Consider the following 16,545-nt stretch of genomic DNA (forward strand, 5'->3'; position numbering starts at 1 on the left):
GGCTCCACCCTCCTGACCGGACTTCGACACGGCAGCCGAGCCTGCAAACTATCGCACCGGCGGTCACCACGCAGACCTCGTTCCGTGCGGTACGGATCACAGTGCGAAATGCGCGGGTATCGCTCCACATAAGCCCCATATGCGTGGCACATCCTGGGACGGTGCGGCCCGTGCGGCCACGGTAGCCTCGCCTGGTGAGTGTGTTCACCCGCAGCGATGCCGAACAGGTCGCCACCGGCCTGGCGCGGTCGAGCAGCGACCCCTCCGGTCCGCTGTGGCGCGGCTGGGTGCAGGAGTTCCCCGACGTCTTCGTGGTCTGGGCCACCCCGGCCGCCGGCCAGACGGCCGCACCCGGCTCCGGCGCGAAGACACTGATCGAGCGGGCCACCGGCGCTGAGGCCGTCTTCGGCTCCATCGCCGCCGAGCAGGCCCACGACCAGTGGCGTCGCGACCCCACCCGGGTCGCCGCGCGTCGCGCCGTCGGCGCCGTGCAGCGGCTCGGCCGCGCCGGCGGCCTGGACGACTCGCTGAACGTCAGCGCCGTGCTGACCTTCCCCGACGGCCGCACCGTGACCGCCGTCGGCTCCAAAGTCGACGCCGAGCCGGTGCACCACCCCCTGGTCGCGGCGTGGCTGAGCGCGCAACCCGGCGGGATGAAGACCCGCGGCCAGTCCCGGCACGCCGAGCTGATCGTGCTGTCGGACTGGCTGCTGCGTGCCGACGCCGCCCGTGCCGCCGCCGGACTCGCCCCGACCAGCCTCGAACAGGCCCGCGACGAACTCGGCCGCGCCCGCGTGCGGCTGAACCACCTGCGCGACGGGGCTACCCCGCAGCCGGCCGCCGCGACACCGTGCGCGGGCTGCCTACGCGCCTGGATCGACTTCGGCCTGCTCGACGCCGCGCTGCTGCAGCTCACCGACCCCGTCACGCCGCACCCCCGCAACGAGCTGGCCGGCACCCGGTTCCCGGCGATGGTCACCGCGGCGCTCAACGAGGCCGGCTGGGGGGCCTTCCCCGACCCGGCCGACCGCCTCAGCCTCGCCGAGGCGGTCGTCGAGCAGATCGCCGACCAGACCGGCCTGCCCCCGCTGGAACCGGCCCGCCAGATCTTCGCCGAGTACGGCCCGTCGCTGCTGATGACCGTGCGCGGCCGCGGCGCCCAGCACTGGGTCACCCCGTACCGCATCGGCCACGACGGCCTGGCCGGGGTCCGGGACGTGCTCACCGACCTGGGCCGCCGCCTGGCCCGCGCGGTGTTCCCCGTCGGGCTCGACGACGACGGCGCGGTGCTCGCCGTCGACGCCGACGGCCGCGTGTTCGCCGCGGACCAGGGCGGAGAATGGTGCTACGGCCACGGTTTCGACGTCGCCGTCACCGCGCTGACGCTGGGACACTCACCCGACCGCGTGCGCGACGACGGCACGATGGAGCTGACCGGACTGGGAGGACTCTGACCGCCATGCGCTACGCCGACAGAAACGCCAACGGTGACCTGATGGCCCGCTTCGACGAGGTCTACGAGCGCTACACGAAGCTGCGCGGCGGCCTGGGCACACTGCAGGCCAGGCTCAAGGACGTGAACGCCACCGCGGCCTCCCCCAACCGGCTGGTGACGGTGAAGGTCGGCCCGCAGGGCCAGCTGATCGAACTGGTCATCCACGACGACGCCTACCGCAGGTATCCGGCCCGCGAGCTGTCCTCGCTGATCCTGGGACTCACCCGGACCGCGGCCGCCGAGGCCGCCGAGAAGATGCAGCAGCTGCTGGGCGAGTTCATGCCCGCGGGCACCGGCGCGGCGGAGTTCGTGCGCACCGGCGACTTCGGCTCGCTGCTCAGCCGCACCGACGAGACGCTGGGCAAACCGACCGAGGCGGGCCACGATGGCTGAAGAGCGCGCGATCCGGATCGACACCGACGCCACGACGCAGGCCGGCAAGCGCATCGTGTTCGCCGGGGAGGACCTCGCCGACCTGCACCGGGACATCGGAAGGATGATCCGCCAGCTGTCGGCCGGCCCGCCGTGGAGCATGGACAAGATCGGCAAGCAGGTCGAGGTCGGCGACGGCGCCGAAAACAAGGGCTACCGGATCAACGAGGACGAGGTCCTCAAGGCCTGGGCCACGGTCGCGCAGGCGATCGAGAACCTCGGCGTCAACGTCCAGAACGCGGTCGCCACCATCGTCAACGCCGACGTCGTCAGCTCCGTCGACGTCGAGTCGGTGCGTCAGCCGGGGACCAACACCAGCCGCCTGTGAGGGCATGACGCGCGTACGACCACATCGGACCGACGGCGGACTCCGCGGTGATCCGTGCTTTCACCGTGATCTCGCACCGCCCGCGGTGCGGAAACCGCGTGCGGCCGTCCCACGATGACCAATATGGACGCCGCCACAACCGATCACCCCCGGCAGGCAGTAGGTCCAGGTGACCGGTGACGGCCACGGCCGTCGACTGCCCGGGTACGGCAGTCGGGCGCAGAGAGGGAGCACGTGCAGACACCCGTGTTGGAGATCGTGAACCTGTGCAAACGGTTCGGGGACCGGACAGCCGTCGACGACGTCAGCCTGCGGGTGCCCGCCGGTTCGTTCTTCGGCCTGGTCGGGCCGAACGGTGCGGGGAAGACCACCACCCTGTCCATGGCCGTCGGCCTGCTGCGCCCCGACAGCGGCACGGTGCGTGTCGAGGGCCTCGACGTGTGGGCCGACCCCGTCGCCGCCCGCTCCCGGCTCGGCGTCCTGCCCGACGGCCTGGCCCTGCCCGAGCGCCTCACCGGCCGCGAGCTGCTGACCTACCTCGGCAGGTTGCGCGGACTCGCCCCGCGGGTGGCGGCCGGCCGCGCCGATGAGCTGCTGGCCATCCTCGATCTCGCGGGTGCGGACCGCACGCTGGTCATCGACTATTCGACCGGCATGCGCAAGAAGATCGGCCTGGCGGCGGCTCTGCTGCACGGCCCGTCGCTGCTGGTGCTCGACGAGCCGTTCGAGGCCGTCGACCCGGTGTCCGCGCTGACGATCCGCGCGATGCTGCGCCAGTTCATCGCCATCGGCGGCACGGTCGTGCTGTCCAGCCACGTCATGGCCACCGTCGAGCAGCTGTGCGACCACGTCGCCGTCGTGCACCGGGGCCGGATCGCCGCGGCCGGGCCGCTCGACCGGGTCCGAGCCGGCGCGACGCTGGAGGAGCGGCTGGTGGAGCTGGTCGGCGCCGATCTCGATCTCACGCGGAGCCCGTCGTGGTTGGTGTCCTGATCCTGATGAAGCTGCGGGTGCTGGCGAACTCGACCAGCGGCGCCCGCGCCGGGGGCCTGCTCCTCGGCACCGTGGCCGGCCTCGCCCTGGCCGTGGCCACGCTCATGCTCGCCGGCGCCGAGGCAGGCCCGGTGCTGCGGGCCGACCTGTTCGCGGCGGCCCTGGCGGTGTGGCTGTTCGGCTGGCTGCTCGGCCCGGTCTACACCGGCGGCGGCGACGACTCGATCCGGCCGGAGCAGCTCGCCCTGATCCCGCTGCCGCCGCTGCGGGTCGCCGTCGGGTTCCTGGCCGTGTCGTTCGTCGGGGTCGGTCCGCTGATCAGCCTGGTCGCGTTCAGCGCCCTGGTGGTGTACGCGGCGGGTCTGGGCCTGGCCGCGTTCACCGTCGCGCTGGTGCTGGTGCCCTTGCAGCTCGCCATGGTCGTGGCGCTGTCGCGGTTGATGCTCGCGGCCATGGCGCTGGCCGTGCGCTCCCGCCTCAGCGCTGTACTGTCCGCGCTGGTCAACGCCGGGGTGAACGCGACCCTGAACCAGTCGTGGGTGCTGCTGTGGGCGGCGGTGCAGTTCGGGCTCGTCGACCAGGGCCTGCCCGCCGGGTTCTCGACCCTGCTGCGGGTGCTGCCGTCCGGCTGGGCACTGGTGTGCCTCGACGCGGTCGCGCGCGGCGACTGGCCGCTCGCGGCCGCCGCCGGCGCAGGCCTGGTCGCCCTGCCGGCCGCGGCGGTGCTGATCTGGTCGCGCCTGCTGCTGCGGCGCACCACGACCCGGCCGGCGCACCGCGGTCCGCGCCGCGGCCGCACTCCGCTCCTGGACCGGCTGGACGCGGCCGGGCCGGTCGGCGGCGTCGCCGCCAAGGAACTGCGCACGTGGTCGCGTGACCTGATGCGGCTGCACCTGCGGTGGTTCGCGATCTGGTTCGGGCTCGTCTACACCCTGTGGCCGCTGGCGATCGGCTGGACCGGGTTGCTGCCGTGGGCCGGTGTCGTCGTCGTGGTGCTGGCCGCGGCGACGTCGGCGAACCTGTACGGCCTCGACGGCACCGCCCTGTGGCTGACCCTGGTCGACCCCGGCACGGTCCGCGCCGACGTACGCGGACGGCAACTGGCCTGGCTGATCCAGGTCGCGCCGGTCGCGCTCGCGCTGACCGTGGCGGGGACCGTGCTCGGCGGCGGCGCATGGACGTGGCCGTGGGCGCTGGGACTGCTGGCGGCGCTGCTCGGCGGCGGGGCCGGTCTGATCGCGTACGCCTCGGTGGTGTTCCTCGTGCCCGGCCCGGAACCGGCCCGGCGTGGCGGCAACCCGCTCGACGCGGGCAACATCTTCGGCCAGGTCCTGGCGATGCTGGTGGTCGTCCCGGTGACCGCGGTCCCCGCCGCAGGTGTCGCGCTGCTCGGCGACCGCTGGGGCAGCCCGCTGTTGAGCTGGGCGGCGGTCGCCGTCGGGCTGGTCACGGGTGCCGCGTGCGCGTGGTGGCTGGGCCGGGCGGCCTACCGGCGGCTGGGTGAACACGGCCCCGAACTGCTCGGACGCATGTCCGGCGGCGGTGCGGCCGGCCCGAGGGCGGGTGCCCGCACCGGCCGGGTCAAGCTGCCGCCGCGCCAGGCGGCGCTGGTCACCCTGTTGATGGTCGTGTGCTGGATCCCGCTGTTCCCGCAGGGACTGGTGCCGCTGTACCTGATCTGGCAGGGCAGCGACACCAAACTGTGGTTCCTGGCCCTGCACCTCGGCGACCCGTACCGGGTACCGGTCGCGGCGGCGATGGCCGTGCTCGGTGTGGCCCTGCTGTGGCTGGGAGCCGGGTTGTCACGGCGATGGGAACGCGCGGCGGCACGGGACCGAGGCGTGCCGGAGCCGTGAACCCCGCATGCAGGGCTTGACGACAGCAGACGGGCCGCGCCGGCCCACCGAATAGACAGGATGATCATGCAAGCGCTGACCGCAGCCGAGATCCGCAACAGCCTGGCCAACACCTCGAAAGGCGAGGCCCAACGGCTGACGCTGCCCGCGCCGCCGGAGCACCTCGCCTGGACGGAACTGGACTTCCTCGGCTGGCGCGACGCCAAAGCGCCCGGTCGCGCATACCTGGTGACACCGATGGGCTCCACCGTCGTGGGGCTGGCGCTGAGTGCGACCGTGCCGCCCCGGACCCTGATGCGGTCGAGCATGTGCGAGTTCTGCCACACACTGCACGACGCCGCCTCGATCGCCCTGTTCTCGGCCCGGCTGGCCGGCGCCGCAGGGCGGACGGGCAACACGGCCGGGACGTACGCGTGCACCGACCTGGCCTGCTCGCTGTACATCCGCAACCTGCGCAAACCGTTCCTGCCGCAACCGCAGGAGACCATCACCCCGCAGGAGCGTGTCACCCGCCTGCGGCAGAAGGTGACCGCGTTCGTCACCCGCGTACTCGACACCGACCGAACACCGTGACCGGGCCGCAGACGGCACCAACGGTCCAGCCGCAGACCGCACGTCGGGATCAGACGGCGAGCTCGGCGGCCAGGGCCGGGTTGGCGACGTCGGCTGCCATCGCGCGGGCACGGGCCAGGTGCTGCCCGCCGCCGCCACGACTGCGGTGGATCAGCGCCCGCACGGTGAGCTCACGCATCGTCGCCGCGCCGGCGACGCGTTCCAGCTCGTCGAGCAGCTCGGCGCCTTCCCGGGTGCCGAGGGTGAGCCGGGCGGTCAGGTCGATCAGGCGCGCTCGCGGCCACAGGTACCAGGGCGCCGCCGCGAGGCCGGTACGGCACCAGGCCAGCGCGTCGCGTCCGTCGTGCAGCGCGAGGGTGGCCTGGGCGTGGGAGACGACCGCGACCCAGCACTGGTCGCCGGACTCGACGGTCTGGACCCAGGCGTAGTCGAGCAGCTCACGTGCCGTCGCGGCGTCGCCCAGGCCGACAGCCGCCTCGGCGCGCAGCGCCTGCGGGAACGGAGTGAACGCGGTCCAGCGCTCGGCGCGGATGTGGCCCAGCGCCTCATCGAGCACGTGGGCGGCCTGGGCGTATTCGCCCCGCAGCAGCCGGACCCGGCCGGTCATCGCCTGCGACCAGGCGAGCTGCCGCCGGTTGCCGCTACGGCGGGCCGCGTCGGTGGACGCGCCGAGCACGGCCAGGGCTTCGTCGTACGCGCCGGCGTCGCTGAGGCTCATGCCGCGTACGCCGAGAATCCGCGCGGCTTCGGCCTCGGTCGGGTGCCAGGCCTCGGCCTGGCCGAGCCAGTGCTCGACCTCGGACCGGTGTCCTGCCTGCACGGCCAGGAACGCCAGTTCCCGGCATGCGGCGGCCCCGACCGCCGGGTCGCCGCCGCGGTGGGCGTGCACGAGTGCCTGGTGCAGCAGCATGGTGACGTCGCCGCCCCGGCCGCCGTCGGAGTGGATGAGCGCGGACGCCAGGGCGAGGCGGGCCCGGCCGGACAGGTGCTGGTCGGTGTCGGCCACCCCCGCCACGGCACGGCGCAGCTGGCTGAGCCCGGTCGCCACGGAGCCCGCGGACAGCGACGAGTCCGCGAGGTCGAGCAGCGACCGGACAGCGGCTGCGCTGGCCGCCGGTTCGGCCGGAGCCCACGCGGCCGCGGCGGCGACGGTCGCGGGCAGCCCGACGCCGAGTTCCCGGCGGTACAGGTCGGCGCATCGGGCCAGGTGCGCGCGTGCCGCCTCGTGGTCGCCGGAGCGGGTCAGGCTGGAGACGAGGACCGCGTGCAGGTCGGCGTTGAGGCGGTCGTTCTCCAGTGCCTGCGCCGCGATCACTGCCGCCGCCTGCGGCTGCCCGGCGGTCAGCAGCTCGACGGACCGGCGGTGGGCCAGGGCGCGGCAGTCCGCGACGAGCCGCTGCCTTTCCACGCTGAGCCAGGTGTCGAAGGCCGGCGAGTCGTCGAAGCTGAGGCCCTCCAGCAGCTCCCCGTGCAACACGTCGGCCTGGCCGGGGGCGACCAGACCCATGACGTCGATGGACACGTCGTGATCGGTGGCGAGGGTCAGCGGGTCACCGCCGACCGTCACCCGGCCACCGAGCGCCCTGCGCATCTCGGCGAGGTTCCAGCGCAGTGCACCGCGCGGGTCTTCGGCATGCTCGAAGAGCATCGACACCAGGCGCTGCCTGCTCGGCGGCCGCTCGGCCAGGGCCAGGAAGGCCAGCAGTCCCCAGGCCTTGTGGCCGCGGGGGCCGCCGACCGGCGCACCGTCCCGCACGATCTGCGGCGGGCCGAGCAGCCGCACCAGGGTCGTCATGGGCTGTCCGGTCCCGCCGCGGGTGCGGGTGCGCGGCCGAACGTCACGGCATCGAGCACTGCCTGCGGGGTGCTGGTCCGCAGCTGCCGGTCGGGGACGGCGCCCAGCGCGTCGTTGACGGTGGAGAACGCGACCCGCAGCGCGACATATGCGGTGATCGCCAGGATCTGCGCCTCGCCGTAGCCGACCTCGCGCAGCGGTCGCACGTCCGCGTCGGTCGTGGCGTTCGGGTCGGCGGCGACCCGCCGGGCCCACTGCGCCAACGCCCGTTCCCGCTCGTCCAGGAGGCTGTCGTCACCGGTGAGGACCCCGGCGCTGACCTGGTCGGACGCCGCCGCGGCCAGTTTGGCTCCCCACGCCAGCGAGCAGTAGGAGTCGCCCAGCGTCGACGTGGCCGCGGTGACCAGGATGCCCCGGTCGCGCACGCTCAGACCGGCTGTCCTGGTGACCCGGCCGAGGGTGGTGAACAGCGACTCCATCGCCTCGATGTCGTGAGCCCACAGCCGCGTGGCGGTCATGACGTACCCTAACTCGGCCTCGTCGTCGGCGTAGGCGGCGCTCGCCCCGGCGCTCAGTTCCACCGGCTCGGCCAGAAACGACGAAACGGCACCGGGCGTCGCCGGGTTCCGGGCGATGAAACCGACGAGGTTGATCTCCGCTCGCAGCGGCAGCCCTTCGCGGACGTGCTGCGCGGCCAACTCAGCCGCATCATCGAGGAAACGCTGCTCGCCTATGGTCTGGATCGCCTCGTATCCCGGCCCGGTGCAGGCCATGGCCCGCGCATAGGACTCGGGATCGGCGAACTCCCAGACGAACGGCACGGCCACCCGCCGGACGGCCTCGAACCCTTGGCCGGTCAGCAACTGCTCGCCGACACCGGGTTTGCCCAGGCTGTTCATCGCGGCCTGATGGGCGAGCCGGGACGCGTCCGCCCACAGGAACGGGCGCAGCGCCCAGGCCCCGGGCGAGGCCTTGACGTGGCCCCAGACCGTCATGCCCAGCAGGCCGCCGGGCCGCAACACCCGACGCACCTCGGCGAGGACCTCCGGTGTGGTGCCCCAGATCCCGCGGAAGCTGGTCACCACGTCGAAGGCACCATCGGCCCAGGGAAGGTCCCGCATGTCGCCCACCCTGAGGTCGGCCCCACTGCTGCGGTCGCGGGCGACGGCGACCAGCCGCGCGGACGCGTCGATGCCGGCCGCCGTCGCACCCCGCGCGGTCGCGAGCTCGACCGCCAGCCCTGCGCCGCAGGCGACGTCCAGCAGGCGTGTACCACCGCCGACCTTGAGGTGCTGGTGCATCGTGACGTACTCGCGGATGTTCTGCGGCTCGTGCAGGGTCGCGGCGTCGGCGCTCTTACGGCCCCAGCCCTCGTCGGGCAGCTTCCATTGCGGCGTGCTGCCGACGCCTGCGCCATGGTGGACGACCTGCTCGCCGGCCGCCGGCTCGGCCTGCGCACTCGGATCTGCCTGCATGTCGGCTCGCATCGGCACACTCCACCTCGCCCGGTACTCCATCAGCAGGTTCCACGATCGGCCGGCACCGTGTGACGCGCCGTGTGACGCGAACGCCCATCTCGCGGCGGCGGTGGTCAGGGCGGGCTACACCGCATCACGGATCGCGCCGCGGCACCCGGAGACCAGACGTAACAAACTCTGTTGCTTCTACGGCGTCAGTGAGCGAGACTGCTCCGGTGGCGGCCAACAGCAGAGTGACGATCGCGGCCCACGCGCTGGCCTGGATGGAGCTGGCCAGGCGGCGTGGACGCGAGGTGCTCACCTCGGAGGAGGTGGCCGCCAGTGTCAACACGAACGCGGTCGTCATCCGCCGCAGCCTCGGCGACCTGCAGCGAGCCGGCCTGGTGAGCGCCCGCCGCGGCAACGGCGCCGGCTTCTCCCTCGGCCGGCCGGCAGCGCAGATCACGCTGCTGGACGTGTGGCTCGCCGTCTCGCCAGAGCCGCTGCTCGCACTGCACCACTCCGAGCCGAACCTGGAGTGCCCGGTCGGACGCGGCATCCGGCCGGTGCTCACTGACCTGTACGACGAAGCGACCGACACGTTCCGGGCCGCGCTGGCCCGCTCGACCGTCGCCGACGTTCTGGAAAGGATCCTGTCATGATCGTGGAGTTGCGCCGGTACACACTGCGTGCGGGACGCCGCGACGAGCTGATCGACCTGTTCGACCGCGAGTTCGTGCACCCCCAGGAGGACCTGGGGATGGCGGTGCTGGGCCAGTTCCGCGACCTCGACCGGCCCGATCAGTTCGTGTGGCTGCGCGGATTCACCGACATGGCATCGCGCCGGACCGGCCTGTCGGCCTTCTACTCCGGCCCCGTGTGGGCGGAGCACGGACCGACGGCGAACGCGACGATGCTCGACTCCGACGACGTCCTACTGCTCCGCGAGGTCAAGCCGGTGCCGGTGTTCGACCGGGACGCCGCCGATCACGATTCGATCCTGTACGCGACCATCTGGTACTGGGCCGGCCCCTTCCCGGACCTGGACCAGCTCGCGACCGACGCGCTGGCAGTGCTGCGGACCGAGTACGCCGCGAACGACTTTCCCCGGCTGCCGGTCCGCGAGGGTGAGCACGCGCTGGTCTGGCTCGCCCGGTCCCCGCTGCAGGCAGACATCCCGGCGGAGGTGGTGAAGACCGAGACCTTCCGCCTGCGCCCCACCGACCGCTCCAGCCTCTACTGAACCCGGCCGTGGGGCACGTGAGACCGGCCTGCCCCGCGTCCGGAACGCGGGGCAGATCCTGGTCAGCTGATCCGGTCGATGAGGCCCGCCAGCAGCGCGACCCGCGGAACGACCGAGTCGAGGTCGAGCCACTCGTCCGGGCCGTGGTCACCGCCGCCGACCGGCCCGAGCCCGTCGAGCACGGCCACACCCGACTCGGCCAGCAGGTTCGCGTCGGCGCAGCCGCCGGTGGCGGCGTGGGTGACGGTCAGGCCCAGCTCGCCGCCGACCTGCTCGGCGGCGCGCAGCAGCGCCGCCGTGCCGGGTCCGCCGGACCACGGCGGGGTCGGCGCGACAACCCGCACGGTGGCGGTGACCCCGTCGACTAGCGGACTGCCGGCCAGCCGGGTGATGTCGGCCAGCGCCGCCTCGTAGGCGGCCGGTTCGGCCGCGCGCACGTCGACGACCAGGCGGGCCCGGTCGGCCACCACGTTGGGCCGGGTGCCGGCCTGGAGCACGCCGACGTTGACACCCGTGAGGCGTTGCAGCGCCACGGTCAGGTGCGCGGCGGCCAGCGCGGCGTTGGCGCCGCGCTCGGGTTCGATGCCGGCGTGGGCGGCCCGGCCGTGCAGGTCGATCTCGACGTCGGCGACACCTTTGCGGGCCGAGACGAGATCGCCGTTGTCGCGGGCGCATTCCAGGCACAGGATCGCGTCCGCCTGCTCAGCGAGCCCGGCCAGCAGCGGCCGGCTGCCGATGGAGCCGATCTCCTCGTCGGGGGTGGCGACCAGCACCAGCTCGCCGAAACCGTCGGCACCCAGCGCGAGGAGAGTCTCGATCGCGGCGAGCCCCGCCAGCAGGCCGCCCTTGTCGTCGCAGACGCCGGGACCGTACGCGCGTCCGGTGGCGCCGTCGACGGTCAGCGGCCGGGCGGCGGCGGTGCCGGGCGGGAACACGGTGTCGAGGTGCGCGGCGAGCAGGATGCGCCTGGTCCCTCGGCCGGACAGCCGGGTCACCACGGCGTCGCCGAGCGGCACGGCGGTGTCGTCATGGATCGGCACCACCGTGACCTCGAGCCCGGCGTCGGCGGCGTACCCGCTGAACCGGGCGGCGGCCTGGCGCAGGCCGGCGACCTGCCGCGACCCGCAGTCGATCTCGACGAGTTCGGCGAGCCTCGCCAGGAACGCCGGGTAGCGGGCCTGGGCGGCGGCGCGCAAAGCGGCGGCGTTCACAGGACCTTCGCCAGGAACGCGCGGGTGCGGTCGTGGCGCGGGTCGCCGAGGACCTGCTCGGGGGTGCCGGCTTCGACGACGACGCCGCCGTCCATGAACACGACCGTGTCGGCGACCTCGCGGGCGAAGCCCATCTCGTGGGTGACCACCAGCATGGTCATGCCGTCGGCGGCGAGTCCGCGCATGACGTCGAGGACCTCGCCGACGAGTTCCGGGTCCAGCGCGGAGGTGGGCTCGTCGAACAGCATCAGTTTGGGCCGCATCGCCAGGGCGCGGGCGATGGCCACGCGCTGCTGCTGCCCGCCGGACAGCATGGCCGGGTAGGCGTCGGCCTTGTCGGCCAGGCCGACCCGGTCGAGCAGGTCCAGTGCCCGCTGCCGGGCTGCGGCTTTCGGTTCGCGCAGCACGTGGACCGGGGCCTCCATGACGTTGCCCAGGGCGGTCAGGTGCGGGAAGAGGTTGAAGCGCTGGAACACCATGCCGATGTCGCGGCGGCGTTGCGCGACTTCGGACTCGCGCAGTTCGTGCAGGCGGTCGCCGCGCTGGCGGTAGCCGACGAGGTCGCCGTCGACCCACAGCCGCCCGGCGGTGACGGCCTCCAGGTGGTTGACGCAGCGCAGGAAGGTGGACTTGCCGGACCCGGACGGGCCGAGCAGGCAGCACACCTGTCCGGAGTCGACCTGCAGGTCGATGCCGGACAGGACCTCCAGCTGCCCGAAACTCTTGCGCACGCCCTCGGCCTTGATCATCGCGGTCACCGGAACATCCCTCCCCCACTGGTGGCGCGGTGGCCGCGGCCGAAGCGCCGTTCGACGAACCACTGCACCACCGACAGGACGCTGACCAGGGCCAGGTACCAGATCGCGGCGACGGCCAGCAGCGGGATGACCTTGTAGTTCTGCGCGTACACGGTCTGCACGGCGGTCATCAGGTCACGGCCGGCGATGACCGACACCAGGGCGGTGGACTTGAGCATCGTGATGACCTCGTTGCCCATCGGCGGGGCGATCACGCGCATGGCCTGCGGCAGGACGATGCGGCGCATGGTGAGTCCGGGTTTCATGCCCAGGGCGTGGGCGGCCTCGGTCTGTCCCTTGTCGACCGACAGGATGCCGGCGCGCACGATCTCGGCGGCGTACGCCATCTCGTTGAGCGACAGCGCGAGGACCGCGGGCACGATGCCCACCATGACGGCGTTGGTCGGCTGGTCGAAGACCGCGATGCCGGTGAACGGGATCGTGATGGTCAGCCGGGGCAGCAGGGCGCCGAGGAAGCCGAAGAAGACGATCTGGACCAGCAGCGGGGTGCCGCGGAAGAACCAGACGAACGCCGCGGCCGACACGCGCAGCACCGGGTTGGCCGACAGACGCATGACGGCGAGCAGCACGCCGCCCGCGGTGCCCAGCAGCATGGCGATCACGGTGAGCAGCAGGGTGGTGCGCACACCTTCGAGGACGAAGTCTTTGAACAGGTATTCGCCGATGGTGTGCGGTTCGAGGTTGGGGCTGCGGAGCAGGGCCGAGCCGACCTGGTAGGCCAGCAGCAGCACGACGGCGGCGGCGATCCAGCGGCCGTGGTGGCGTACCGGCACGGCCTTGATCCGCGGTGGGGTGTCGGTTGTCATGGGTGGGGTTCCCTCGGTGAGTGCGCGGGTGGCGGGCGATGAGTGCTCGCCACCCGTGGGCGGGCGGTCAGTCGATGGCCTGGTCGATGGTCGCGGTGACCAGGCCGATCTCCTTCTGCTCGTACTGGGCGAGGATCTTGCCGTAGGTGCCGTCGTCGATGAGGGACTGCACGGCGGCCTGGAACGCCTGGGCGAGGTCGGCGCGGGACTTGAGGAAGCCGAAGCCGTTGGGGCTGGCCAGCCAGCCGTTGGGGTTCTGGGCGTCGGCGGCGAGCTGGACCTTGTCCTTGAGCTGCTGCTCGGTGTCGACGAGGTTGACCTTGGTAGCGGCGACGGCGTCGACGGTCCCGGCGAGCAGGGCCTGCACGGCCTGCGGGTTCTCCGGGTACTCCTTGACGGTGATCGCCTTGCCGGCGCAGCCGGTCTTGCTGTATTCGGCCAGGTGCTTGGCCTGGTTGCTGGCCTTCTGCACGGCGACGGTGCGCCCGCACAGCCCGTTCACGTCGTTGATGGACATCGGGTTGCCCTTGGCGACGAGGAAACCGGTGCCCGAGGCGGAGTAGTCGACGAAGGTGGCGACCTGCTGGCGTTCCTTCTTGTCGGTGATGCCACCGGCGATGGCGTCGTACTTGCCGGCCTGCAGGCCGGGCACGAGGCCGTCGAACGGCTGCTGGCTCCACTGCGCCGTCAGGCCCAGCCGCGCGGCGGCGGCGGTGAGCAGGTCGTAGTCCAGGCCCTTGAACTCGGTGGTGTTGCCCTCGGCCTTGAAGTCGATGAACGGCTCGTAGGGGGCGTTGGTGGCGATGGTGATGGCACCCTTGCCGCGGAAGTCGGCGGGCAGTTTGGCAGCGACCTTGGCGTCGGTGGTGACGTCGCCGACGCCGGTGATCGCGACGGTGACGGTCGCGGCTGCCGCGGAGCTGCCGGTGGTCGGGGTGTCGGTGGTGCCGCAGGCGGCCGCGGCGAGCGCGACGGCCGCGAGCGCGGCGGTGGACAGGGCGAAACGGCGCGAACGCATGAAGTCCTCCCGGTTACTGAAACTCAGTACCGGGGACTGTAATAGGCGTTACAGAAATTGTGAAGTTACGTTTTGATGTAACAAGATCATTCGAGTAGGCCGTACCGCTGCGCCGCCGTCTCGATGGAGGTGAGCCGCTCCCCCGCAGCCGGACCCAGCCTGGCGATCACCCCGTCGATCAGGGTCTCCAGCACCGCGACCGTGGGCACGAAACTGTCGTACGCCGAGGGCGAGTCCACTCGGCTGGGCAGCACCACGTCGGCGACGCCCGCTACCGGCGACAGCCACCGATCGGTGAACAGGATGATCTTCGCATCGTGCTCCTTGGCCGCCTGCGCCAGCCGCAGCGTGGGCTGCTCGTAGCGGCGGTAGTCGAACAGCACCAGCAGGTCCCGACGGCCCAGGTCCGCCAGCAGGCCGGCCCGCTCGACCTGCCCCGCGGGCAGCAGCCGGCTGTTGCCGCGGACCTGCACCAGGTGCATCACGAGGTAGTGGGCGAGCAGCGCGGAGAAGCGTCCGCCATGGCCGGTAACGCGCAGCTGCGGGTCGGCCAGCAGCCGCACGGCCGCCTCGACCTCGGATTCGGGCAGCTCGGCCAGGGTGGCCTCGACGGCCTGGGGCAGCACCCGCCGCGCACGTTCCAGCGCCCCTCCGGGCGCGGTCGGCGGCTCTGCGGTGTAGGCGGCCAGCGGGGAGGTGTCACGTTCGGCGAGCTCGTCGCGCACCGCCTTCTGGAACTCCGGATGTCCGCGAAACCCGAGCCGGTTGACGAAGCGCAGCACCGTCGGCCCGCTCACCCCGGCCCGCTCGGCCAGCACCGCCACCGTCTCCAACGCCGCTGCCGGGTACGCCGCGAGCAGCACCCGGGCCACTCGGCGCTCGGCCGGGCTGCACTCGCCCAGCCGGGCATGGATCATCCCGGCGACGCCGTGCTCGACTGCGGTCATCTGCCACCTCCGCCGCACAGCGTAGCCACGCCCGGGCAGAGGTCCCCGCCCGGCGCGCGCCGGGCGGGGACGCCGGTCACTTGGCCACGGTGCAGGAGTACGCCGCCGAGCCAGAGCCGGAGTAGGCCTCCAGCTCTACGTAGACGGTGGCGCTGCCCGAGGCGGTGCGGGTGTAGGTCAGCGACTCGTCGGCTCCGGCGCCGTCGTTGACCGAGCGGACCAGGGTGCCGCCGGAGGAGTTGAGCAGGTACAGGTCGGCGTCGTAGGCCGACGGGATCGCGCAGTTCACGGTGATGGCCTGGCCGGAGGCCAGGGTGGTGGCGAAGTAGTCGCGGTCGGAGCTGCTGCCCATGTTGCCGGTGACGGTGGCGGGATAGGTCAGCGACGCGATGCTGTTGGCGGCCGAGCGGGAGTCGTTCGGCTCGACCTCGGCGTAGCCGGACCCGCCCCCGCCGCCGGGCGGCGGGCAGGAGGTGACCGGGGTGCCGTTGTACAGGTTGGACTCGGCGACGCCGTTGGTGACGCTGCGAAGGTAGTAGCCGCAGGTCGGACGGTTGGCGAAGTCATAGGTCTGGCCGCTGGTGAGCTTCCAGATCTTGAAGTTGGAGAAGCTGAGGGACTGCCCGGCCGTGGCCCGCTCGGGCTGGTGGTCGCCGAGCACGACGTACGCGCTCGGGCCGCTCAGCGTCGCCTTGCCCGCGGCGTCGATGAACAGCGACGCGCCCTCCTCGACCCCGACGCCCCAGGCGGAGCCGCCGCTGACCAGCCCGTCCTTGATGGATCGGGCCACGAACGCCATCAGCCGGCCCATCCGGTCGCGGGCGACGAAGTGCGAGTCGTTGATCGTGTTGGCGTAGTGCTGCCACTCGAACATGCCGGTGGTGAAGCTGATGTAGCTGTCGTACGGGTCCGCGAGGGCCTCCGACGACAGCACGCTGCCGGTGCACGCGTCGTAGACGACGTCGCTGTTGATGTGGTGTCCGGCGCTACCGCCGCCGACCCCGCCGCCCTTGGCGACCACCGACTGCACCGAGGCCCGTAGCGCGGTGCCCTTCCAGTTCGCGTAGCGGCACTGGTCGCCGCCGGCGAAGTAGACGAACTCGGCGTTGCGGATGTCGGTGTTGACCTGGGTGTTGTTGCCGTCGTTGGCGCTGGTCAGGGTCAGCGTGGTGCAGGAGTTGACGTTGGCCAGCCCCACGATGGTGTCGCATTCGGGGGTCTTGCTGCCGGAGGTGGGCGCGGATCCGGCCACGACGGCGACGTCGATGCTGCCGCTACCGCCGCGGATGGCGTCGACCGCCTTGGTCATGGTCGCGGTGACGACCGCGCCGGAGCCGTTCATCGTGTACGCCGGGCCGGACCAGGCGGTGCGGCTGACGTCGGTGGCGCTGCCCTGGCGGACCCGGGTCACGGCGGCGTGCGCCGGGGTGCCGATCAGGGTACCTGCCAGCACGGCGACGGCAGTCGCGGCGGCCAGGCGGGAGATGGGGGGCATAGATCCTCTCCTCGACGGAACCCACCACGCTGGTGATGTAACGCACAGTACAGATTAGGCTAATTCTTGTACATGTGT

General features: G+C 72.4%; 16 protein-coding genes. 8 read left to right on the plus strand and 8 right to left on the minus strand.

The window, feature by feature from the left end:
• Window positions 1–194 precede the first annotated feature (194 nt).
• The 6 genes from ACFQO7_RS23850 to ACFQO7_RS23875 all read left to right on the plus strand — a co-directional run bounded on the left by ACFQO7_RS23850 (window position 195) and on the right by ACFQO7_RS23875 (window position 5,677).
• A complete protein-coding gene (locus ACFQO7_RS23850) occupies window positions 195–1,454 on the plus strand; it encodes an SUKH-3 domain-containing protein (protein ID WP_376808438.1) in 1,260 nt (419 codons plus the stop codon).
• 5 nt (window positions 1,455–1,459) lie between these two features.
• On the plus strand, window positions 1,460–1,888 hold the full coding sequence (locus ACFQO7_RS23855; protein ID WP_376808439.1) for a YbaB/EbfC family nucleoid-associated protein: 429 nt from the start codon (window positions 1,460–1,462) through the stop codon (window positions 1,886–1,888).
• Window positions 1,881–2,255, plus strand: a complete 375-nt coding sequence (locus ACFQO7_RS23860) for a hypothetical protein (protein WP_376808440.1) — start codon at window positions 1,881–1,883, stop codon at window positions 2,253–2,255. Before ACFQO7_RS23855 ends, ACFQO7_RS23860 begins: the two co-directional genes overlap by 8 nt.
• A 234-nt stretch (window positions 2,256–2,489) precedes the next feature.
• Window positions 2,490–3,248: an ABC transporter ATP-binding protein gene (locus ACFQO7_RS23865; RefSeq protein WP_376808441.1), complete on the plus strand. Its 759-nt coding sequence runs from the start codon at window positions 2,490–2,492 to the stop codon at window positions 3,246–3,248.
• Window positions 3,233–5,104 (plus strand): hypothetical protein, encoded by a 1,872-nt coding sequence (locus tag ACFQO7_RS23870; protein ID WP_376808442.1) that lies wholly within the window; start codon window positions 3,233–3,235, stop codon window positions 5,102–5,104. The genes ACFQO7_RS23865 and ACFQO7_RS23870 overlap by 16 nt, the downstream gene beginning before the upstream one ends.
• 66 nt (window positions 5,105–5,170) lie before the next feature.
• Entirely contained in the window at window positions 5,171–5,677 is a 507-nt protein-coding gene (locus tag ACFQO7_RS23875; protein ID WP_376808443.1) for an FBP domain-containing protein, read from the plus strand.
• Between the two features lie 49 nt (window positions 5,678–5,726).
• Here ACFQO7_RS23875 and ACFQO7_RS23880 read toward each other — a convergent pair whose 3' ends face one another.
• Both ACFQO7_RS23880 and ACFQO7_RS23885 read right to left on the minus strand, forming a co-directional pair.
• Window positions 5,727–7,472, minus strand: a complete 1,746-nt coding sequence (locus ACFQO7_RS23880) for an AfsR/SARP family transcriptional regulator (RefSeq protein WP_376808444.1) — start codon at window positions 7,470–7,472, stop codon at window positions 5,727–5,729.
• Window positions 7,469–8,959 carry a methyltransferase domain-containing protein gene (locus tag ACFQO7_RS23885; protein WP_376808445.1) on the minus strand — a complete coding sequence of 497 codons (1,491 nt, stop codon included), beginning with the start codon at window positions 8,957–8,959 and terminating at the stop codon, window positions 7,469–7,471. Before ACFQO7_RS23885 ends, ACFQO7_RS23880 begins: the two co-directional genes overlap by 4 nt.
• 188 nt (window positions 8,960–9,147) lie before the next feature.
• Here ACFQO7_RS23885 and ACFQO7_RS23890 point away from each other — a divergent pair, with 188 nt between their 5' ends.
• The gene (locus ACFQO7_RS23890; RefSeq protein WP_376808446.1) at window positions 9,148–9,591 is read left to right on the plus strand and encodes an Rrf2 family transcriptional regulator; all 444 of its coding nucleotides are present in this window, start codon (window positions 9,148–9,150) and stop codon (window positions 9,589–9,591) included.
• Complete coding sequence (locus ACFQO7_RS23895) at window positions 9,588–10,172, plus strand: NIPSNAP family protein (RefSeq protein WP_376808447.1); 585 nt, start codon at window positions 9,588–9,590, stop codon at window positions 10,170–10,172. The genes ACFQO7_RS23890 and ACFQO7_RS23895 overlap by 4 nt, the downstream gene beginning before the upstream one ends.
• 62 nt (window positions 10,173–10,234) lie before the next feature.
• On the opposite strand, the gene ACFQO7_RS23900 is transcribed toward ACFQO7_RS23895, so the two are convergent.
• The 6 genes from ACFQO7_RS23900 to ACFQO7_RS23925 all read right to left on the minus strand — a co-directional run bounded on the left by ACFQO7_RS23900 (window position 10,235) and on the right by ACFQO7_RS23925 (window position 16,467).
• Window positions 10,235–11,383, minus strand: coding sequence for a M20/M25/M40 family metallo-hydrolase (locus tag ACFQO7_RS23900; RefSeq protein ID WP_376808448.1), 1,149 nt, complete (start codon window positions 11,381–11,383; stop codon window positions 10,235–10,237).
• Window positions 11,380–12,132, minus strand: a complete 753-nt coding sequence (locus ACFQO7_RS23905) for an amino acid ABC transporter ATP-binding protein (RefSeq protein WP_376808510.1) — start codon at window positions 12,130–12,132, stop codon at window positions 11,380–11,382. Before ACFQO7_RS23905 ends, ACFQO7_RS23900 begins: the two co-directional genes overlap by 4 nt.
• A gap of 5 nt (window positions 12,133–12,137) precedes the next feature.
• A complete protein-coding gene (locus ACFQO7_RS23910) occupies window positions 12,138–13,007 on the minus strand; it encodes an amino acid ABC transporter permease (RefSeq protein WP_376808449.1) in 870 nt (289 codons plus the stop codon).
• A 67-nt stretch (window positions 13,008–13,074) separates the two neighbouring features.
• A complete protein-coding gene (locus ACFQO7_RS23915; RefSeq protein WP_376808450.1) occupies window positions 13,075–14,025 on the minus strand; it encodes an ABC transporter substrate-binding protein in 951 nt (316 codons plus the stop codon).
• Between the two features lie 86 nt (window positions 14,026–14,111).
• Window positions 14,112–14,972 carry a MurR/RpiR family transcriptional regulator gene (locus ACFQO7_RS23920; RefSeq protein ID WP_376808451.1) on the minus strand — a complete coding sequence of 287 codons (861 nt, stop codon included), beginning with the start codon at window positions 14,970–14,972 and terminating at the stop codon, window positions 14,112–14,114.
• A gap of 76 nt (window positions 14,973–15,048) precedes the next feature.
• Entirely contained in the window at window positions 15,049–16,467 is a 1,419-nt protein-coding gene (locus ACFQO7_RS23925) for a pre-peptidase C-terminal domain-containing protein (protein WP_376808452.1), read from the minus strand.
• Window positions 16,468–16,545: the final 78 nt, after the last annotated feature.

It is taken from the genome of Catellatospora aurea, assembly GCF_042663325.1.
Lineage (GTDB): Bacteria > Actinomycetota > Actinomycetes > Mycobacteriales > Micromonosporaceae > Catellatospora > Catellatospora aurea.